This window comes from Fulvimarina manganoxydans, assembly GCF_900176465.1.
GTDB classification, from domain to species: Bacteria; Pseudomonadota; Alphaproteobacteria; order Rhizobiales; family Rhizobiaceae; genus Fulvimarina; species Fulvimarina manganoxydans.
This window is the reverse complement of record NZ_FWXR01000031.1, coordinates 1-20,413: the sequence shown is the minus strand read 5'-3', so window position 1 is coordinate 20,413 and position 20,413 is coordinate 1. Positions and strand designations below refer to the sequence as shown.

Below are 20,413 nucleotides of genomic sequence, written 5' to 3'. Positions count from 1 at the left end.
GACCGGTGAAGCCGGCGCCCCGCGCATCGTTTCAGCGGCCCGACGCGTAGGTTTTTCAGGCCGCTCATAGGGTCCAAGGCGCTAGGATTCTTGGGAGGAAGACCCGCCTCGGTTGGAAGTGCCGGATCGGCACCCTCGAGGCGACGACGAATCGAGTCCGTAATTACCCCCCCCATTTCCCGCGTTCAGCGTTCAAGGTCCGACGGTCTGACGGTCTGACGGATGGTCTAAGGGTTTGCGCTGCTTCGAAGTCGAGCGGTATCTACGACGGTGCGGATGCCGGCCTCGCCTTCGGCAGCCCATAAGGCGCGATAGCCGTTGGTGACCTTGCGCTGGATGACGGCGGGCCGGAGCGCGCGTTCGCAAGCGTTGTTGGTCGCCTCGACTGCGTCGGGCCAGTCGGCAAAGGTCAGAAGCTGATCTCTGGCCCGGCGGAATTTGTGCTGGATGGCGCGGGCAAGATGAGCCAGGCGGGTCTGCTGGGCATCCGCATGGTGCTGCTGGGCCGAATAGCGATCCGAGCACCACACCTTCGGCCGATGCCCGTTCATCGTCTCGCGAATGGCGACCGCCCCGCGGGTCATGGCAGCCCGATGGACGACGGCCTCGGCCGAGCAAAATACCCATTGATAGGCGTTCGTGCCCTCGATCCTGACGCCGGTTTCATCGGAGGCCACGACCTTGGCTTGCCGCAGGGCCGAGATGGCGTCGTCGCGGCCCTGCGCGAGACGCGTTTGCGCCCGGCGCAGCATATTCATCAGTCCGCCCTGGCTGATCGAGAGCCTGAAGAGATCGGCAAAAACCCGCTGAAGTCGCTCGTAGGACAACGCCTGGAAGGTCTTAAGATAGGTCGCCACCGCATGCAGGCATGGCCCGAACGGCGTGCCCCTGGCCGCTTCCGGCATCGGCGCTGTCACCTTGGTCCCGCAGGACGGGCAGACCACCGACAGCCTCCGATGTCGCTCGATGATCGGATGGGCCTCGGCAAGATCGACCGTCTCGTGCTCGCTCGCAGTCTTGGCAGGCAAAGCCTGCGAAAGCGCGCCTCGACAACACGGACATTCGCCAGGCCGATGTTCAAAGAGACGATCGAAGCGATCGCTCATCAACCGCGCCTTGCCTTCGTGACTGGGCTTTGCACCGCCAAGCTTGGCCTTCTCGCGCCAGTCCTTGCGATCCGTTTAAGGCGGCTTCGATGATGTCCGCGACGTCTTCCCCGAACGCTGTAATCGCAGCGCCAGATCGATCAACTCGTCCTTCGAAAGCCGCTGCAAATCAGACCGCTCTATGCTGACATGGATTCAGCGAATTCAGCCGTCGGCAAGGGGGTGGGTAATTACTCGAGTCCTGTCCGATGATCGGAAGGCCGGACATTCAATAAGCAATACAAAATTTTATGAGGTATTGCTCACCCGCCGGAAAATCCTTTTTAAAAGAAGTGGGGTAATTTTCGAACCGCTTACCGGTGCTGATTGGCCCCGCTTGTCGTCCTCCAAACCTTGGAAGAGCGTCGAGCCCGATGGACGGTCGGCATCCGATCCGCCCCCTATCTCGGAGTTCAAACACATGAAGATCTTGTGCGTCGACGACGAGGACGACATCCGAGAAATCGCGAAAATGTCTCTCGAACTCGACCCGGATATCGAAGTGGCCACCGCCGCCTCCGGTCTGATCGCATTGGAAACCGCCCGCAGCTGGCATCCCGACCTGATCGTACTCGACTATATGATGCCGGACATGGACGGCCCGGAAACCTTTGCTCGGCTCCGTGCCGATCCAGCCACGAACGCGACACCGATCATCTTCATGACGGCCCGCGCCCAAGCCGTCGAGGTCGCCGCTCTGATTGAGCTCGGCGCAGCCACGGTCATTCCGAAGCCCTTCGACCCGTTGACGCTCGCCTCGACGGTTCGCGATTATCTCTAATCCAAGCGCGCCTCCAACACGACCGGGATCGGGCGCGCGACGTAACTCGGCTCACCCGCGTGGTCGAACCCAGAAATCTGAAGGCCGGTTTGAGGGCGTCCCGGTCGCTCCGGGTCCTTCCCCCTGTGAACGGTTGTCGCGGGAAGCGCTGAGCGCGGTCTGTGAGAGTTTTGCGCAAAATTTCGCATTTTTTCTTGGGATTTGGGGACTCGAACCAACCTGTTTTTCGGCGTCCGGGAGGACCCTAGAGGGGGTCTCTGCCAAAAGGTGCAAAAGGGGCTTTTGTCATAGGGGTTCCCAAAGCTGGAAGGTTTTTCGGTGATGCGCTTGTGACAAAAGTCCCTTTTGGTGAAACTGAATTCTTCAATGATTTCATCCAACTGACCCCTTTTGGTACTTTTGTCCACGCTTCCAGAATATGTGTTTCCTATCTCTCTCTCTTATATATATAAGGAGTGCTACCCTCGGGTGATGTCGAGAACAGAGATATTTACATCGATCGGAATCCGTGGACAAAAGTGACAAAAGGTCAGGAAGGGTATTCGAGAGAGGTCGGTCGCGAAGTCGAAATCGTGACATACAAAAAACCCCCGCTGAATTTCAGCGAGGGTCAATTTCAGTGATAACCGATCTCGTCGAGTAATCGCCAAAGCGCTTCGTTGACTGTGAAGCGCGTCGTCGGTCGACCTTTCGTCTTGACGTGATCCTCGTAAACGCCCCAGCGTCTCGACTGGAGATATTGCAGGGCCGCTTTGATATCGTCGGGCTCGATGCGGTGACTGATACCTTCGAGACCTCCAGCACGGCTCACTTCCCGAACAGTGAATTCCTTGATCCCTTTTGAGACGATCCACTGCGCTATCGATTTCGCCATCCCTGTCTCGGGCAGCTTCGTGCAATGCAGGTAGACGCGAATTTGCATCGGCTTCAGGTAGTCCTCGCGAAACCGGATCGCGCGCTTCACTGCATCGAGCGAGATGGTCTCAGGGGGATCGATCTCCATCGGGTCGGCCGCGAAGTCGAGATAGGCCAGCACGCCGGCTACACGGACGACATGACCATCGGCCTTGTCGTAGACGAGCTTGAGCCCGGTCTGCTCGAATTGCTCCTTGAAGCGATGCTCGCTGCGCCAGGAATGGAAATAGCGCCACGCCTCCTCACTGAAGAGCTTCTGGAACGGCTCGGGCTCGCTCTGGTCTCCCTTGTCCGGATGCATCACCGCAAGCTTCTCCAGCGCCTGCATCACGCGATCTGAGACCTTCGGGATGATCTCCTCCCGGTCGATCGGGATTTCGCCGTTCTTGAATTCCGGCCAGGAGGGCATGAAGCGCGTCTGGAAGCCGTCGCGAACGGTCTCGGAGAATTCCTTCAACGGCTCGGGCTGGATCGCGCCCAGAATGTTGAGATGCATGCGGACGGAGTGCTGCTCGTCCTCGTCGGACTTGCGGGCCGTCTGCTGCTCCATGGCGCCATAGGTCTTCAGGTAGCGAGGGCGATCGTTGCCTCCGCTATAGCGGCTCATGTTATTCAGGAAGTCCGTCTGCTGGTCGTCATACTTCAGGACGCCGTGACCGCCGTTCCGTCCCATGAGCTGCGTCAGGCCCTCCCAGGTGGTGTCCTCGACGGTAAACTGACGGGGGTATGGCTTCGGCGGTGCGATCGTATGGTTCGGCCGGGCCTGCTCCACATCTTCAGCGCCCTCGGCGATCCGATGCTTCCAGACCTTATAGGCTTTGTCCGCCTTTTCGGTCTCGAATTCCCACTGCTTGCGGCGCTCCATGAAAGGTCCGCGAAACTGCTTGATCAGCTTCCGGCCGGCTTTGACGAACGGGATCATACCGTGTGACTTCGCCGTGCCGGGATCGCCGATGCACTGGCACCAAAGAATGCTCGGCTCTTTCCAAGCGCTATGTGGGGAGAATTCGACCGATCCCGACATCAGCGACGCCGCCGTCACCAGGAGCGACATCATCGGGAAATCGACCGGCGAGCCCGTCGCCTTCGCGACCTCGCGGCATTCGTTCGCGAAGAGCTTCGGAAGGATGTCCAGCGGCGCGGGCGGGGCCACGGCATAGGCTTGATCCAGGATCGCCATGTCCGGGTCTGAGGATCGCTGGACACGGGATTTGACCTCAACGACCTTATCGTCGGCGTCGATCTCATCGAAGAGCGCGAGGACGGCTTCTCGTGACATCGGCCTCGGCGGCTCGCCCAGATTCTCCGGGATGTCCTCGAATTCGTCAGGCAGCTCCTCCCAGATCATCTCTCGCTCGGCCTCGTTGGAAGCCTCGATCACGGACCTCATCGTCCGTGGCCTGCCACGTCCGCGCAGCGTCTTGAATTGCTTACGCACGACCCGCTTGTCGTATTTATCGGGGCATCGCTTGGAGAAGCGGTCGAAGATCGCCAGGGCCTCGTCATCGCCGCGACCGAATTCGTGCTCCAGGGCCATCGCGACACCAATCCAGAGATCGCGATCGTCGGCATATGCGTCAGGCAGCGCCTCGATATAGCTTTCAGCCTGCTCATAGGTCAGACCGACCGCCTCCTGATCGTCCGCATCGTCTTCAGGCGCGAACACGAGGTCGACCAGTCGCTCGGCCGGCATCTTCGGCAAGCCATCCAGCTCGTCGATCGGATTCTCCCAGCGATAGCGCTGGCCGGAGTCAGGATGAACGGAAGGCGCCAGCACGACTTGTCGGCCGGTCCCCATCAGCGAGATTTCGAGATATGGGCGCTCTTTCCCGTCCACCCTGACCTTCTCGTCGCTGCGGTAGAGGGTCTTGCCGGGGAACGGCTCGTTGCAGGCGAAAAATATGTGGAAACTCAGCCCGTTCGATCCTGAGACCTGACGCGGGAAGTCCATAATCTTGTCGCCGAACATCGCCTTCAGGCGCTCGATCGCTTCCTTCTTCCATTTTTCCGTTCGGATATCGACATCGAGCACCATCAGGTAGCCGGTGGGAGTTTTCGACCACTTCCCCGTCCGCACGCCGATGTTGAACCATCGATTCCAGTTTTTCGATAGCTCGCTGTATTTCTGAGTCGGGACTTGAGCCCAGTCCTTCCAGACCGGTCGCTTCTCGTTATGAGCGAGCGGGATCAAGCTGAAGCCCAGAAGCGCGAGGCTCTGTTCTCTTTGAGCAAGATTGCCGCCTCAGCCGTCAATGAATGGGAAAAGGTCTTCGGGCTCCAGCCTCGAACCTTCGAGCTGGCAGAAGAATGGGATGCGCTTGGCCGGGAATCGGTTTCGATTGAACCAGCCGTAGATCGCCTGTTTCCGAATCCCAAGCTCCTCCGCGATCTTCATCACCCCCAGGCATTGAGGCTGCGTGTCGCTGCGGTGGTTCGGCAATTTGGCGTAGAGAAGCCGATAGAGCGGGCTATCCGAGCAGTCCTCCAACCAAAAGAGCGACTTCAACTTTATGCATAATGCATCCTTTCCTACTTCTGATACGCGAACAGGAATGCATAATGTCAATATTTTAGCGACATTCCCACAGGTGAGAAAGTTGAACCTGCCTTTGTCCCTAAAATGTTGACAAAACAGTGAACGTATAACATGTTGCATGTATGGGATTGGGTGAAGGCAAATGGCGCGAGTTGTCAGCGAATCCGGGCATCAGAAGATCATCGCGGCGGACTTTGCCAAGCGCCTTAACATCGCCGCCGACAGTTCTGATCGTTGCCCGCCGCTTCACCGCGGTCGTTATGAGTGGCTGATCGCTGAACTGAATAATCGCTACGATATCGGCATTACAAAGGAAACTGCCCGCAAGTGGTTCTCCGGCGAAGCGCGTCCGCGAGCGAACAAAGCCAGCCAAGTTGCCGAGGTTTTTCAGGTCGATTCTACGTGGCTGCTGCACGGAATCGGCCCGCATGATGACCCCGCGGACGAGAAGCAGGTCCAGGGTGGTGCGTCAGCGGCAGTCAATCTGCTTGCAGGAATGCTCATGGCGCTCGACGTGCCGACTGCTTTTCCCGGCACGGATGACCCACTGCGAGACTCGGTCAGCCTGTATGCCGTGATCGCGCGTCGTCAGGTCCGGCTCCATGCGACCTGGGGCGACACGAGCGTCAAGGGACGTGTGAAATTCATTATCCCGAACGAGCATGAGATCGTGAATGTCATCGGCGTCATCCCTGGTGACACTGAGCGATGCTTCCGGCTCTTCCACATCGTCCAGGATGCGATTTCGAAATATGGTCGCAAGCGCGGCGGCTACATTGAGATTTCGATGGTCTTGGACGATGCAGAAATGCAAGTTGAAGACATTCGAATTCCAGAGATCAAAGCTCTGAAAGCGATGCTCTGATACGTCCTGATACACTATGACAAACAAAGTCAGTTTCGGCGCTTAACATACAAACGACATACGTGACATTGCCGAAACTGACGAAAAACGTGCTATTTCAATGACATACGGCGATCAAGTGAGTCCTAGTGGGGTCGCCATGATTTCAGAGACTTACGGCAGCCCAGCGCGATAAGGTCCAACTTTTCAAAATGCTGGTTCCAACTTTTGTTCGCGAATAACCCTCTAACTGTCGCGGTGACGCTCGCAACTCACGAGATCGCGCCGAGCAAAATCCGGAAGCGAGCGCACCACGGCAGAGAAGACCTATTTCGTCGTTCAGGCGCTCAAAATGAAGAACAAGCGCCCGCTTCTATCTGGACGCCGCTTAAGCACGATCCCAAGCATCAGACATGGACGCTACGACCAATCCATGGGGATGCGGAGCTTAAACAGAATACGATGAAAGTTTTTCAGAAACGCGCGACCATAGTCGAGCAACCGACTTCCATTTAGGATCGCAGAATGGCCTCTCACTCGTTCATGAGATCTCGGAAGTTCTGGCTTGCAAGCGCGTCATTTGCGCTCGCAGGGGCTGTTTTTGCCTTGAATATCGAGCCGATGCGTTTCCGGTTGCCTTATCGCTATCTTGTCGAGAGCTTTGATATTCAACGGAGCGGTATGATCGATTTCACCATGTGTATGAAGGTTGGTTTGACGCCGAAGGAAGCCAATAACTTCGTCCTCGGCATGTTTGGGGCCGACCCCGTTCTTATTTCGCCTGGCGTCGACATGAACCACGCACACTGCGATGCGGCGTTCTGGCCAGATCGATTCAGCGCACCGCCGCTGGCATACGAGGTGCAGACGTCACCAGCGCCTCTTTCATATGTCTACGGTTCCGACGGTGCTGTTTATGAGGACGGCTACCTCTATTTCTGGTCAAACTCAGGTGGTGTGATCTGAAACAGAATTGTCAATTCTGTTTCAGATAGCGCTCCTTCTCGCCCCGAATGGCGTAGATAACGCAAGGATCGCGAACCGAGTATTGCTGGTGAACGGCTGAGCCAGCCTCGACCGAACGACGGCAATAAATGGTGCGGGCGCCAACATGGCAGGAAAGACCTATTCCGTCGTCCTGCCGTTCGAGAAGAGGGGCAAGCGCTTTCTCACGGTCCAGCCGGCCCAATGTCGATCAGAAGAAAATGCAATCGGGCGGGCTGAACGTGACGCCAAGCGGTTCGCTGGCGTTGTTGCCTTCAGCAAAACGCGGACGACGAGACCGGCGAAGTTCTCGACGAGTCCGCGATTCATGCACGTCAAGGTAAGTTTCTGGCGGACATAGCAGATGAATGATCTGCCACATACCCCAACGACACCTTCGGCTATCTCTGCGAGATGGCTAAAAGTTTGGAAGGTGGCGTTGAGCGTGTCGTCCTGATCATTCCTGCCAGCCTCTCGCAAAGCCGGCGACGCGCATTACGATCGCCAGGGCGTGAAGCCAGTCATTCGGGGATCATCCTCACGCGCCCCAGACAAGCATGCGGATCGGCATCCAAAGCCCCATCCCGATCATGACGAGATTCTCGGTCAACGACACGAAGCCGAGCGGCACGTTGGAGCCACCGCCAACGCAGGCGCATTTGAGTTCGCGCTTCTGGACATAGACGGCATAGAAGACCGAGATCGCGCCAATCGTGCCGATGATGAGTGCGATCGGCGCCGATATGAAGGTCAGCGTCCCCGCGATCATGAGGAGGCCTGAGAGCGTCTCGCCGAAGGGATAGATCTTGCCGTAAGGCACCCAGCGTTTCGCCAGAAGGTCGTAATTCAGGAACATCGTCGAAAAGCTCTCAATGTCCTGCAGCTTCTGGATGCCGAGGAGACACATCGAGATGGCGAAGAACCATTCGATCCCTCGCAGCGTGAAGATCGTATCGTAGGCCGCCCAGGAGACGGCGAGCCCCATCAGGAAAGCGACCGAGAAGATCGCGATGACCGGCTGATAGGTGGTCTCGTCCTTCGATTTCACCCGCTTGCCGAAATGCTCGCGCAACTCGGTATAGCCGCCGACCCGCTCGCCGGCAATGAAGGTCTGAGGCGTCGTGCCGACCCCATGCTTGTCCTTGAAGGCGTCGGTCTCGGCCCGCGTCGTCAGGTGATGGTCCTCGACCTCAAAGCCCTGCCTTTCGAGAAGATCCTTCGATTTTAGGCCATAGGGACAAACATGCTTTTCCATGACCATCCGGTAGAGAACGGCCTTTCGGCGACCGCCCGCCTCTCCTGCCGCGATCGTGCTCATCGACTGTTTCTCCTGTCTCCTGGGGATACCGGATCCCCTCGTTCCCACAGATCGCCCGTCAGATGGGGCTTCCCGTCACTGGAAGGTCAAGGACCGAAATTCGTCGTGAGTTCCCGAAAGCGCAGGCCGGCTAAAGAATTGGAGCGGTGTCATCTGAATCGGGCCCGGTCCGCGGCACGGCGATCGACGGCAGACGGCGCCCTGCCAAGCACCGGCTCTGCGCCGAGCGAAGGCACGGCCCTGTAAGGCTCAATTGCACCACCGAGATCGCCGCGAGCACACCCAGCGGCCCGTCGAAACGTCCGGCATTGCGGACAGTATCGAGATGGGAACCCAGAAGCAGCGCCCGTCAGCCCGGCGGATCGCTTTCAGATCGGCCGAAAAGATTGCTCACGGCATCGACGCGCGTCGTCATTCCGGCCGCCACCATCCATTCGGCGGTCCGGGTGTTCGCGGCGACCAGCTCTTCGGTCAAGAAGCGCCGGATCAGGCAATCGGCCTCTTCGCTGAAAGTCGCAAGTTCGTCGATCCGAGCCATCAGCGTCGCGGCGCGTCGATCCAGCGCCTCGCGCTCAGAAGACGACGTCACGATTGACGTCTTTATAAAGAAGATAGGCCGAAGGACCCCAGCCGGTCGGATAGAAGAGCTGCGGGCAATAGGGGCCCATCCAGATGAAGTCGTCCTGCCAGACCTCGTGCCAGTCGTCCCCGAGAAGATACATGCCCTGGCCTTCCAGCATGACGAGACCGTGCTCGTTCACATGTGGACTTGCTTCGTGAAAGTGGAGAGCGTTTTTGGTTTTAGGCGGCCTGCCTCTCGAATTGAAGCGAGCTGACGAAGTCGAGCGCCGAATGGCGCCGGACGAGATTGTAGAAACCGTCGATATATTGACCGATCGCGGTGGTCGCCTCGGTTCGGGTCTGGAAAACGGTGCGCCAGACGAGTTCGGATTTCAGGGGCTTGAAGAAGCTCTCGACCATGGAATTATCGGTGCAGTTTCCCTTGCCGGACATCGAGATCAGGATTCCATGCTTTCGCAACAGGGCCTGGTACTCGAGGGAACAATATTGCGAGCCGCGATTGGCGTGATGGATCAGCCCGGCGGGCGGGCGTAAAACGGCGATGGCTCGGCGAAGCGCCGACAGAGCCAGGTCCTTCTTCAGCCGATCGCTTGTCGCCCAGCCCACGACACGTCGGGCGAAGAGATCGATTGCGACAGCAAGGTACAACCAACCCTCCCGGGTCCAGATATAGGAGATGTCGTCGCCCCACTTCTGGTTCGGGCCGGTGGCGGTGAAGTCCTGATCAAGGAGGTTCGGAGCGATTGGAAACGCGTGATGGCTGTCGGTCGTGCGTTTGAAGCGTCGCTTCTGCCGCGCCTTCATTCCGTTTTCACGCATCAGACGCGCGATGCGACGGCGACCGACCTTATGGCCGTCGGCTCGCAATTCGTGGACTGCCATAAGTCTCGTTCGACATAGCGAACGCCGAACGGATGTGCGCCAGCATCACCAGGTCATCGCGCTGCCGGCGAAAAACCGGACGGGCCCTCCAGGCAAAATAGCCGCTTGGGCTGACATCGAGAACCTTGCAGAGGCGCTGGACGGGGAAATCCTTCGTCGCCGCATCGATGAGTTCGAACTTGATCGACTTCCCTCTTTGGCGAAAAAAGTTGTCGCCCGCTTCAGGATCTCTCGTTCCTGGCGCAAGATCTCATTCCCACGCCGTAGCCGCTTCAGTTCGGCAGCCAAGTCCTCCTGGCGGTCCGGAGGCGGCGCTTCGAGTTCCCGTTCTCGATGTTTCATCAGCCAGATTCGCAGGGTCGACCGACCGATCCCGAGATCGTCGGCAATTTCCTTCTGCGAACGTCCGCTCGTCTCGACGAAACGGATGGCCTCCGCTTCGAATACCTTGCCGAACCGACGATGTGATCCGCCCATGAAATGCTCCTCTTTCTCTTAGAAGAGCTCTCCACTTTCACGAAGCAAGTCCACACCACCTATCGCGCGGACCGGTATCGGTTCCGGGTCGATCTGACGAACTGACGCCGTCCGCCGTTTAGCCAAACGCCGCCGTATGGAAGGCGATTTCGAGTTCGACCACCTTGCCGAAGAGAACGGTGAGCCGCTGGCGCTCGCTCTGATCCATCTCGCCGGCCAGCGCGTCGATACGGCTCTTCAGCCACACGGCCTGAGCCTCGAAACCGGGGGCGACGTGGAGCGCCACCCATTCGCGCGGAAACCCCTGGCCCTCCATTCGGGCAAGGGCCGCGCGACACCAATTGAGATACATCCATTCGGCGCAGAACATGGCGGTGACGATGTCTGAAAACCCGCCGGTCTCCGCGATTGTCAGCATGCCCCTGTCAAAGGCCGTAAAGCCCGGCGCCGTTCGATCGAAGGCGGCCGGATCGACACCGAGGTCGCGATAGGCCCGCTCGAAATAGGCAAGCTGCTCGGTGAGGAGGGCGCCGACCACCCCGTGAAGCCAGCGCTGATCCTCGATGGTCGGCGCCTTGGCCAAGGCCAGCGAGAAGATGCGCACGGCCGTGGCGACGAAGGCGCCCTCATAGACGAGATAGCGGTGAAAGGCCTGCTCCGGCATCGTGCCGCTCGCGAGCTCCTCGACGAAGCGATGGGTCTGCATGGCATCCCAGACCGTCTGGTTCTCGCTCACGAGGCGGTCGGAGAAGGCGCTTGAAGCGTTCGCTGTCATCGTCCGATCTCAGCTCCCGCGGGCTTCATCGGCGGCGGCGACGAAGCGTTCGACCCGGGTCTGTTCGACCGGGTTCCACCAAACGCCGCCCTCCTTTAGCGCGCTCGCCACGATGACGCCTTCCGTCTGGCCGAGAATGCGGGCGATGTTGTCCGGCGTCGCGCCGCTGCCCACCAGGATTGGCAGGTCGGTCGCCGAACGGATCTCGTCGATCTCTTCCACGGTCGCTGCATCGCCCGTCCGGTGTCCAGTCGCGATCACCGCATCGGCGTCGAAGAAGGCGACGTCGCGGGTGAGCTCGACGATGGAGCGATCGGCCACGATGGCGTGGCTGCCATGCTTGACGTGACTGTCAGCGAAGACCTTGATGCCGTTCGCTCGAAGGGCCGCGCGATAGCGCAGCGCCTTGGCGGCGGCGCCTTCCACGAAGCCTTCATTGGCCACATAGGCGTTCGCCCATTGATTGACGCGAATGAAATCCGCCCCGCCGGCGCTTGCCACCGCCAGGGCCGGGATTGCCGCATTGGCAAGAACATTGATCCCCAAAGGCACGGAGAATTCGCGGCGAACGCGGTCGGTGATCACCGACATATAGGCCGCCGTCTCATGGCCGATCTCGTCGGGTTTCAGAAACGGGATGTCGCCATGGTTTTCGATGATGAGTCCGTCGAGCCCGCCTTCGATATAAGCTTCGGCATCCCGCATCGCCCGGTCATAGATGGCCGTGACAAGCTCGCCCGCATATTGCGGCGATCCTGGGAAAGGCGTGCAGTGAATGACGCCAATCAGAACTTTGTTTTTCTTAAAAATTTCTTTGACTGTTGTATTTTTTTCTTTAGAGACTGGGGGCATTGTTTTGCCTTTTCGAGATTTTCATGGTTGTTCACGTCATCGGCAACGTCGGCATCGACGAAACCTTCGCCATCGAGGCGCTTCCTATGCCGGGAGAATCCATCCTCGGTCGTTCGCTCATGCGCGATCTGGGTGGCAAGGCCGCCAATCAGGCCGTGGTCCTGACCCGCGCCGGGTGCCCCGTGCGCTTCGTCAGCGCGTGCGGCCGTGATGAGCGGGGGGCCGACATTCTGAAGATGCTCACGGCCGAAGGCTGCGAAACCGGCGATGTCCTCCTGCGCGACGTCGCCAGCGACATTTCGGTCATCTTCTCGCTTCCAGGCGGCGAGAATTGCCTGGTGACGACCACGAGCGCCGTCGAGACGATCGACGAGGCGGCGGTGATCGAGGCACTCGGCTCCAGCCGGTGCGGCGACTGGCTGGTTCTTCAAGGCAATCTCACCATCGCGGCGACCGGCACCGCGATCGCGATCGCCCGCGAGAAAGGACTGGCCACCGCCTTCAATCCATCTCCGATCAAACCCGGCTTCGAAGCGCTCTTCGGTAATTGCGAACTCGTCATTGTCAATGAGAGCGAGGCCGAGGCTTTCACCGGACAATCGCGCCAGGTAGCCGCGCGGGCGATCGTCGAGACGGGCGCGCGCAACGCGGTTGTGACCCTCGGCGACAAAGGCTGCGTCCTTTTCCGCCATGATGGCGAAACGCTGGAGGCCGCGCCCGCCCCCGCCACGGTCGTCGACACGACGGGCGCGGGGGACAGTTTTGCCGCCATGCTGCTTGCGGCGCGCCTGCGCCGCAAGGAATTCGACATCCCATGCCTGACGGCGGCGGCACGCGGTGCGGCGCTCACCATCGGCCGCCTCGGCTGCCGACCGGCCTTCCCGACCCGCGCGGAGATTGCGGAGATCCTCGACGCGGCGGCAAGCTGCGCCTGATCCCGCCAGGCGATCCGCGCGCATTGGTGAAGGCCGTTCGAAGCTCATCGCGCGCGTGTCAGCCAGCCGAGAATATTGGTCCAGAGCCGCTGATAGCCGGCCCATTCACAGAAGGCCGGGGACAGCCAATGGGGGCCGATATCCGAGGTCCAGGCGACGCTGCGCCCCTTGCCATATTCACCGCAGACCAGCAGCGGGTGACCGCCCTCGTCGTCGGGAAGCCTCGCGACGATCTCGGCGCCCTCTTTCGCCACCACCTCGTTCGCGCCGAGAAGCAGCGGCCAGTCGCCGTCCAGCCCTTCCAGCAGGGAATGATCCGGCCGGGTCTTCACGCCTTGGGCGCCTTCGGGGATTTCGATCCGGTCGTCATAGGGCAGGCATGTGACGGGAAGCACGTCCTCCACAGGCGTGCGCCGCCAGCGTGCCTTGCCGTCGATCCCCTGAAAGGAGAAATAGCCACCGCACATCAGGAGGCCGCCGCCTTCGAGTGTCCAGTCGCGGATGAGCTTCAGCCGGTTCGGCACGGTCTGCATTTCGAGCCAGACCTTGGGCGGCAGGAGCAGCGAGTTGGCGCCGATATCCGACAGAATGATCGCGTCATAGGTCGAAAGCCCCGCCATGTCGTAGGGAAACCGATCGACCGCCTCATGGGCCGGCATGTAAGTGAGGTCGAACTCCGTCCCTTTCAGCGCCTTCACCAGCGGCTCGGCGCCGAGATGGAAGGTGACGCTGCCGAACTGGTCGAAGCCTTTGTAATGGGTGGCGGAACTGATCCAGCTCTCGCCGACGAGAAGAACTCGTTTCGTCATCGGGAATCCTTTCAGGGGATCTTCAGGCGGCTGCGTGAAAAACCGATCGCGGATTGGCGACCATCAGCGCCTCGATCATCGCGTCATCGGCGCCGAAGCGCTTCAGCCGCGGTACGAAATTGCGCAGGACGTGGTCATAGCCGAGACCGCCATAGCGGGTGAGCATCATCTTCAGAAAGACGTCCTGCGACAGAAGAAGTCGGCCGAGATGGCCGGCCTCGATCAGCCGCATGATGGCGGCCGCGTTGTCGTCGTCGGAGGGGCATTGGACCTTCTGATCGTCATACCAGAAATCCATGCCGATCATGTCGTATTCCAGGAAGGCGCCGCGCTTGGCGAGGGCATCCTGATAGGCGAAATCGCCATGGGAAGGGTTCATGTGGCACAGAACGGTCTGGGCCACATCGCCGCCTTCCTCCTCGACGATGTCGAGGATCTTGTCGGCGAGCCGGAACCAGCCGGGCAGATGCACCATCAGAGGAAGCCCTGTCCGAGCCTGGGCACGGACCGCACCGCGCAGGCTCTTCTCCTCGTCTGGTGTAAAATCGGCAGAGACGCCGATCTCCCCGATCAAGCCGATCTTGGCATCCGTCCCGTCGACGCCGGTCTTGGCCTCTGTGACGATCTGGTCGGCGACCCCGTCGATCGAAAGCCTGGCCAACTCTTCAGGATGCGAAGACTGGAGATAATATCCTGCGCCCATCACGATGTTGAGGCCGGTCGCCTTGGCGATGCGCCGCAGGGCTTTCGGATTGCGCCCGATGCCCCGGCAGGTGGGATCGACGACCGTGCGTCCGCCAAGCCCGGCGAACCGGGAAAGCTCCGCGATCGCCAGCAGCTCGTCGTCCAGCGCGCAATTGTGGAGATTGACGAAGGGATCCATCCGCAGTTCACCGAGAATGCCGATATGGACCGGCTCCGTGGCGAGATGCAGCCGCTCGGGCTCTTCCGGCTTGTTCCACCAACAGGAGCAGTCGTTGAGAATATGCTCGTGCATCAAGGTGACGCCCAACGCCGCGACCGGGATCGGGCCGTTCACCGTCATCACCTGGCCCGAGCCCGTATGGGCCTCGGATCGCTCGCTCGAAGTGTCGTGAGAGGTCATCTCTCCTCCTCAACTCTTCTTGCGCCCGAGCCTGAGCCCAGACGCGAAGATGCGTGTGTTCAGCCAGATGGCGGCGAGGATGATCGCGCCCGTGACGATCTGGGTGAAGAAGGGCGAGACATGCATCAGGATCAGCCCATTGCCGATCGCGGCGATGGTGAGCGTCCCGAGCACGGTGCCGATGATCGTGCCGCGTCCGCCCATCAGCGAGGTGCCGCCCAGAACGACAGCGGCGATCACATCGAGTTCGAAGCCGACGGCCGCGTTGGAGGAGCCGGAGCCAAGACGCGCGGCGATCAGAAGGCCGGCGAAGGCCGAGGCAAGGCCCGTTAATCCATAGACCGAGGCGGTAACCCAGCGCGCCGGCATGCCGACGCGTCGCGCCGCTTCCCGGTTGGCGCCGACGGCGACGACCTGCCGCCCGTAGCGCATCCGATCGAGCACCACATAAGCGATGATCGCGACGAGGACGCTCAAGATCGCGGGGATCGGAATCCCGGCAACGGCACCGCGCCCAAGAAAGGTGAAGCCGTCCGCATCGCGGATCGGGATCGAATAGCCCTTGGTCAGAAGCAGCGCGATGCCCCGAAAGATCGAAAGCCCGGCCAGCGTCACGATGAAGGCCGGAATCTCCTGATGGGCGATGAACCAGCCTTGCGCGAGGCCGATCATGGCGCCGGCGGCGAGCATCATGAGGATCACCAACGGCCAGGGAATGCCTGCCGCGATCGCGATCGCCGCCAGCGCGTTGACCAGCGCGACCTGCGAGCCGACCGACAGATCGATCCCCGCCGTGGTGATCACGAAGGTCATGGCGCTCGCCACGATCAGGATCGGCGCCGCCTGACGCAAAAGATTGAGGATATTGCCACCCGTCAAGAACGTGTCCGTCATCGTGGCGAAGAACAGGATGCAGACCAGGAAGAAACCCGCAATCGACAGAACCTGCGCGTGTTCTGCCAGAAAGTCCTCGATCGCCGATCCCTGACCGCGTTCGGTATAGAGCGTCATGTCGAATTCCTCATCTTACGCTCTCGTCGCCGACGATCAGCCGGACGAGGTCTTCCAGGTTCGTCTCCTGGACCTGCCGCTCGGCGACCTTGGTGCCCTCGTACATGACCGCGATGCGGTCGCAGACCCGGAACAGATCCTGCAGGCGATGGGTGATCAGGACGACCGATACGCCGGTCACCTTGACCCGTTCGATCAGCGCGAGAACCGCTTCCACTTCCGCCACCGCGAGGGCCGAGGTCGGCTCGTCCATGATCAGCACCTGGGGCTGAAAGGACGCGGCGCGCGCGATCGCGATCGCCTGGCGCTGGCCCCCGGAGAGTTGGGCGACCTTGGCCGACAGATTGGGGATGCGGATATCGAGCGCGGCCAGCATCTCCTTGGCCTTCTCGGCCATGGCTCGCTTATCGAGAAAACCGTTCTTGATGATTTCGCGGCCGAGGAACAGATTGCCGGCCACGTCGATCGTGTCGCAGAGACTCAAGTCCTGGAACACCATCTCGATATGTCGCGCGCGAGCGTCGGATGGTCCGGTCAGCCGGACATCCTCACCATCGATCTCGAGCGTCCCGCCATCGGGGATATAGGTGCCGGAGAGGATCTTGGTGAGCGTCGACTTGCCGGCGGCATTGTCGCCGACGAGCCCCAGACATTCGCCCGGATAAAGATCGAGATCGACGCCGCGCAGTGCCTCGACCGAGCCGAAGGTCTTGACGATACCGCGCATCGAGACGCGCGGGCGAGCGCCGGCCGCGATCTTGCCGGCGTGTGGCTGGAGACCGGACGAGCCGGTCTCCGTCTTGGTGTTGGCGCCAGCGATCACTTGAAGGTCTCGCGATAGGGATCGACATTGGCCTTCGTCACGATCTCGACCGGCACGGAGATCGTCGCCTCGACCGTCCCGCCCTTGCGCAAGGTCTCGAGCGCCGCGACCGCCGCGGCACCCATTCCCGCCGGGTCCTGCTGCACCACGGCCTGGACGAAGCCCTCATCGATCCCGTCGATCACCTGGGCCGTCAGGTCCCAGCCGAAGATCTTGATCTGATCCTGCTTGCCCTGGCTTTCGACAGCGGCGATCGAGCCGACCAGCGCCGGCTCGCCGGTGGCGTAGATGGCCGACAGATCCGGATTGGCGGTGATTAGATTCTCGGCCGCCGACAATGCCTCATCCTGAATGTTGCGGCCGTCGACCACGCCCACCGTCTCGATCCCCTCGACGCCTTCGAGGCTCTTCTCGAAGCCTTCCTGGCGCACATTCTGAATGTAGGAATTGAGCGCGCCGACGATGCCGAGCTTCGCCGAGCCGCCATGGTCCGCGACCCATGTCTTGAAGTCCTCGCCGATCATCGCGCCGGCTGCGGCATTGTCGACGCCGATCTGCGCCTTTTGCGGCCCGTCGGGCAGGATCGCGTCGACCGCGACCACGGGGATTCCGGCTTCGTCCGCCGCCTCGACCGCCGGCATGATGCCGTTGACATCTATGGCGACGACGATCATGCCGTCGACGCCTTGCTGGATATAGGTCTCGATCGCGTCGTTCTGACGGGCAGGATCGTCATTGGCATTGAAGACGACGAGATTGGCGCCGGCTTCATCGGCGGCCTTCTGAGCGCCCTCGATCATCTGATTAAAGAACAGCGCCTGCTGGTTGATCTGGATCATCGCATAGGTGGGCTTATCGGCGTCCTGCGCGAAAGCCGGGGCAAACATGGTCGAGGCCAGAAGGGCTCCGCCCGCCATGGCGAGGACGCTTCGTCTCTTGAGGCTATGCAGCATGTCAGTTCCTTCCGCGAATGGCCGCCGCGCGTTCGCGCGCTCTCTCCGTCGGCGGCTGGACGGAGGCGCGATGGACGATTTCGACAGGCAGGAATTCAGGCGAAGGGGCCTCGTCCAGGCGCTTGTCGAGCGATGCCAGAAGCTCGACGCCGCGCCGCCCGATCTCGCGCACCGGCTGACGGATCGTCGTCAGCGGCGGATCGAGGAGATGGAGCGGACCGGTATCGTCGAAGCCGATGAGGGAAAGCTCGCCCGGAATGGTGATCGTGGCCTCTCGAAAGACTTCGAGAAGGCCGAGCGCGAGCTCGTCGGAGGCTGCGAAAAGCGCCGTTGCGGGCATGCCCCGTTCGATGAATTGCAATGCCGCCTGGCGACCAAAGGCGCGGGTGTAGTCCCCATGACAGACGAAGGAGATCTGGCTGCCGCCATCATGGATCCGACGCGCGAAGCCGCCGAGCCGCCCAAAGGTCGAGATCATCGCGGCATCACTGCCGACAAAGCCCACATGACGATGTCCGGCAGTGAGAAAGGCCTCAGCGGCAAGCTGCCCGGCGCTCTCATTGTCGCAGAAGATCTTGGGCACCTCCACGCCGGGAACGTCCTCATCGAGCACGACCACACGCTCCACGCGGTTGATTTCGGCAGCGAGCGCCCCGCTTTCGTCGATATGGTTGGTGACGAAGATCAGCCCGTCGACCTCGTTGTGCCGCAGCTGGTCGAGATATTTCAACTCGCGCCCCGGCCGGTTGAGGCTCGAACGCAATGCGACACCGAGCCCGCGTGCATCGGCCTCTTCTTCGACCGCGGCGGCAAGCGTCGCAAAGAAAGGATTGGCGATGTCGGGGATCACCAGACCGATCGTGTCGGAACGCCCGAGACTCAGGCGCCTTGCATGGGGGTTGGGCCGATAACCCAGATTGTCGATCGCAGCCTCGATCCGCGTCACCGTGGCCTCAGGGAGGAAAAGCGAGCGGTTCAGATGCCGAGAGACGGTTGCGACGGAAACGCCCGCAGCCTTCGCCACGTCCCGCAGATTGGCAACTCGCTTCGGACCAACAGTCATGGGCCTCCCGCAGATTTCCAGCCACAGCCGCCAGCTTGGCGACCGACCCGTAAAGCGGTTTACTAAACCGTTTTACAAGTGTCGCACATGTGAAACGAGATGCAAGCGGTTTCCCCATGCGAGGCAATTTTGAATGTCCGATTCGACGAGTTGCTCAGCCACGAACTGCCGCGCTTTCTTATGACGCCATCAAGGAGGCGCGCTGCGAGACAAGTCCGTCATCCATACGTAACGACCACCTCCGCCGCGAGCTCGCGGCGTGGACCAGCCTTCGGATACTTCTGACGGTGTTACGCGGCAGCCCGGTCCGCCTGGCGATCTCCCGGATCGGCAGCTTCTCCCGCTAGGCAAAGCGACGGATGGCGTTCAAGAGTCTCATGTGGATCACTCCATTGCCCCCCTTCGATCGTGCTCAAGGGGAAGCTCCCATGGGCTAAAACTCAATGCAAATCTGCCGCCTGACCGGGTCAGTTTCGGGTGGAAGTCAACAGATGGGTTACTAGTTCTGCATCTCGGGAATAGGGGAGGACGAAGAGGCATGAGCGATCTCAGCGGCCTGACTGCTCTGATCACCGGCGCTGCCGGCGGGATCGGCACGGCGATGGCGGAAGCCTTTGCAAAGGCCGGCGCCCGGCTGGTGCTGGTCGATCTGGAGGACACGGCGGAGCTTGCCGCGAAATTCGGCGCGGACAATCGGCATCGGCAAATCGACCTCCAAGATCCAGACGCCATAGCTTCTGGCGTCGCGGCGATCGGCCAGGAGACGGGGATCGACATTCTCGTCAACAATGCAGGGCTCGGCATGGTCTTCCCGGCAGAGAGGATCGACATCGACGCGTGGGAGCGCACTATGCGCATCAATCTGCGGGCGCCGTGGCTGATGGCGGCGGCCGCCCTGCCCTTCCTCAAGGCTTCGGGCCGGGGTCGGATCGTCAATCTCGCCTCCCAGGCTGGCGTCATCGCGATCGAGGAGCATGCCGCCTATGGGGCGAGCAAAGCGGGGCTGATCAACCTCACCCAGGTGATGGCGGTCGAATGGGCGCAATACGGCATCACGACCAACGCCATCGCCCCCACCGTCGTCGAGACGCCGATGGCTCTCGTCGGCTGGTCCGGGGAAAAGGGCGACAAGGCCCGGCGAGAAATCCCCGTCGGCCGCTTCGCCAAACCCGCCGAGATCGCCGCCGCCGCTGTCTATCTCGCCTCGGCGGATGCCGCCATCATCAACGGGGCGACGCTGCGCGCCGATGGGGGCTATACGGTGCGCTGAACCGGTGTCCGACTGACTTATTCGGCTCCGTATCAAAGCCCGCGCGGAATTTGAGCGGCTTTAGTCCACCTGCGTCAGTTCGCAAATCATACTAGGGTTTGCAGAGTTTGAAGGTGAGACCCAATCCTCCGACGCTTCGTCATCCTCGCTCGCGCAAGAGAGCGCGGACCCAGGTCATCGCCGTCGGAGCGGCAGTTCGGCTGAGGACTTTCACGAAGCAAACCGCAATCGTCTGCAGATGTGAACACCGTTCGAGGCATGGCAACTGTGTTCATGCGAAGGCCTTTTTGTCTCTCTGCATGGCGTTGAGGACGGTGAGAAGCTTTCTGGCGACGGCGATGATTGCGACTTTC

At 60.8% G+C, this 20,413-nt stretch carries 18 protein-coding genes and 3 pseudogenes; 6 read left to right on the top strand and 15 right to left on the bottom strand.

The features are described from left to right. Nucleotides 1–227: 227 nt before the first annotated feature. Nucleotides 228–1,289 (bottom strand): annotated as a pseudogene (locus B9A15_RS21090) (IS66 family transposase). A 277-nt stretch (nt 1,290–1,566) separates the two neighbouring features. On the opposite strand from B9A15_RS21090, the gene B9A15_RS21085 reads away from it, so the two are divergent. Further along, nucleotides 1,567–1,926 (top strand): response regulator, encoded by a 360-nt coding sequence (locus B9A15_RS21085; RefSeq protein WP_084412770.1) that lies wholly within the window; start codon nt 1,567–1,569, stop codon nt 1,924–1,926. A gap of 616 nt (nt 1,927–2,542) precedes the next feature. Here the strand turns inward: B9A15_RS21085 and B9A15_RS21080 are convergent. Next, the gene (locus tag B9A15_RS21080) at nt 2,543–5,032 is read right to left on the bottom strand and encodes a DUF3987 domain-containing protein (RefSeq protein WP_084412768.1); all 2,490 of its coding nucleotides are present in this window, start codon (nt 5,030–5,032) and stop codon (nt 2,543–2,545) included. Between B9A15_RS21080 and B9A15_RS22700 the strand changes: the two genes are divergently transcribed. The 3 genes from B9A15_RS22700 (at nt 5,015) to B9A15_RS21065 (ending at nt 7,187) form a co-directional block, all read left to right on the top strand. Next, the gene (locus B9A15_RS22700; protein ID WP_139798533.1) at nt 5,015–5,359 is read left to right on the top strand and encodes a hypothetical protein; all 345 of its coding nucleotides are present in this window, start codon (nt 5,015–5,017) and stop codon (nt 5,357–5,359) included. The two genes, B9A15_RS21080 and B9A15_RS22700, sit on opposite strands and share 18 nt — an antisense overlap. Before the next feature lie 160 nt (nt 5,360–5,519). Beyond that, entirely contained in the window at nt 5,520–6,242 is a 723-nt protein-coding gene (locus B9A15_RS21070) for a helix-turn-helix domain-containing protein (RefSeq protein ID WP_084412764.1), read from the top strand. Nucleotides 6,243–6,746: 504 nt separating this feature from the next. Then, nucleotides 6,747–7,187, top strand: coding sequence for a hypothetical protein (locus B9A15_RS21065; protein ID WP_139798532.1), 441 nt, complete (start codon nt 6,747–6,749; stop codon nt 7,185–7,187). Nucleotides 7,188–7,743: 556 nt separating this feature from the next. On the opposite strand, the gene B9A15_RS21055 is transcribed toward B9A15_RS21065, so the two are convergent. The 6 genes and pseudogenes from B9A15_RS21055 to B9A15_RS21030 form a co-directional block, all read right to left on the bottom strand. Next, nucleotides 7,744–8,523 (bottom strand): MauE/DoxX family redox-associated membrane protein, encoded by a 780-nt coding sequence (locus tag B9A15_RS21055; RefSeq protein WP_084412758.1) that lies wholly within the window; start codon nt 8,521–8,523, stop codon nt 7,744–7,746. 349 nt (nt 8,524–8,872) lie between these two features. After that, complete coding sequence (locus B9A15_RS21050; protein WP_139798531.1) at nt 8,873–9,112, bottom strand: hypothetical protein; 240 nt, start codon at nt 9,110–9,112, stop codon at nt 8,873–8,875. Next, on the bottom strand, nt 9,096–9,284 hold the full coding sequence (locus B9A15_RS21045; RefSeq protein ID WP_244557064.1) for a hypothetical protein: 189 nt from the start codon (nt 9,282–9,284) through the stop codon (nt 9,096–9,098). The genes B9A15_RS21050 and B9A15_RS21045 overlap by 17 nt, the downstream gene beginning before the upstream one ends. 40 nt (nt 9,285–9,324) lie before the next feature. Next, a pseudogene (locus tag B9A15_RS21040) lies at nt 9,325–10,464 on the bottom strand (IS3 family transposase). Nucleotides 10,465–10,582: 118 nt separating this feature from the next. Continuing rightward, nucleotides 10,583–11,239 (bottom strand): TenA family protein, encoded by a 657-nt coding sequence (locus B9A15_RS21035; RefSeq protein WP_084412754.1) that lies wholly within the window; start codon nt 11,237–11,239, stop codon nt 10,583–10,585. A 9-nt stretch (nt 11,240–11,248) separates the two neighbouring features. Next, nucleotides 11,249–12,091 carry a BtpA/SgcQ family protein gene (locus tag B9A15_RS21030; protein ID WP_084412752.1) on the bottom strand — a complete coding sequence of 281 codons (843 nt, stop codon included), beginning with the start codon at nt 12,089–12,091 and terminating at the stop codon, nt 11,249–11,251. Nucleotides 12,092–12,114: 23 nt separating this feature from the next. On the opposite strand from B9A15_RS21030, the gene B9A15_RS21025 reads away from it, so the two are divergent. Beyond that, on the top strand, nt 12,115–13,026 hold the full coding sequence (locus B9A15_RS21025; RefSeq protein ID WP_139798530.1) for a PfkB family carbohydrate kinase: 912 nt from the start codon (nt 12,115–12,117) through the stop codon (nt 13,024–13,026). A gap of 44 nt (nt 13,027–13,070) precedes the next feature. On the opposite strand, the gene B9A15_RS21020 is transcribed toward B9A15_RS21025, so the two are convergent. The 7 genes and pseudogenes from B9A15_RS21020 to B9A15_RS23530 all read right to left on the bottom strand — a co-directional run. Beyond that, nucleotides 13,071–13,835 (bottom strand): glutamine amidotransferase, encoded by a 765-nt coding sequence (locus B9A15_RS21020; RefSeq protein WP_084412747.1) that lies wholly within the window; start codon nt 13,833–13,835, stop codon nt 13,071–13,073. A 22-nt stretch (nt 13,836–13,857) separates the two neighbouring features. After that, entirely contained in the window at nt 13,858–14,940 is a 1,083-nt protein-coding gene (locus B9A15_RS21015; RefSeq protein WP_084412745.1) for a phosphotriesterase family protein, read from the bottom strand. 9 nt (nt 14,941–14,949) lie between these two features. Then, complete coding sequence (locus tag B9A15_RS21010) at nt 14,950–15,951, bottom strand: ABC transporter permease (RefSeq protein ID WP_084412743.1); 1,002 nt, start codon at nt 15,949–15,951, stop codon at nt 14,950–14,952. 10 nt (nt 15,952–15,961) lie between these two features. Continuing rightward, nucleotides 15,962–16,708 (bottom strand): ATP-binding cassette domain-containing protein, encoded by a 747-nt coding sequence (locus B9A15_RS21005; protein ID WP_244557066.1) that lies wholly within the window; start codon nt 16,706–16,708, stop codon nt 15,962–15,964. 62 nt (nt 16,709–16,770) lie between these two features. Next, a complete protein-coding gene (locus B9A15_RS21000) occupies nt 16,771–17,727 on the bottom strand; it encodes a substrate-binding domain-containing protein (RefSeq protein WP_084412741.1) in 957 nt (318 codons plus the stop codon). Between the two features lies 1 nt (nt 17,728). Beyond that, entirely contained in the window at nt 17,729–18,790 is a 1,062-nt protein-coding gene (locus B9A15_RS20995) for a LacI family DNA-binding transcriptional regulator (protein WP_084412739.1), read from the bottom strand. 268 nt (nt 18,791–19,058) lie between these two features. Next, nucleotides 19,059–19,178, bottom strand: a pseudogene (locus B9A15_RS23530) (helix-turn-helix domain-containing protein); the annotation flags it as partial. A 150-nt stretch (nt 19,179–19,328) separates the two neighbouring features. Here B9A15_RS23530 and B9A15_RS20990 point away from each other — a divergent pair. Continuing rightward, a complete protein-coding gene (locus B9A15_RS20990; protein WP_084412737.1) occupies nt 19,329–20,060 on the top strand; it encodes a GolD/DthD family dehydrogenase in 732 nt (243 codons plus the stop codon). The last annotated feature ends 353 nt before the right edge of the window (nt 20,061–20,413 follow it).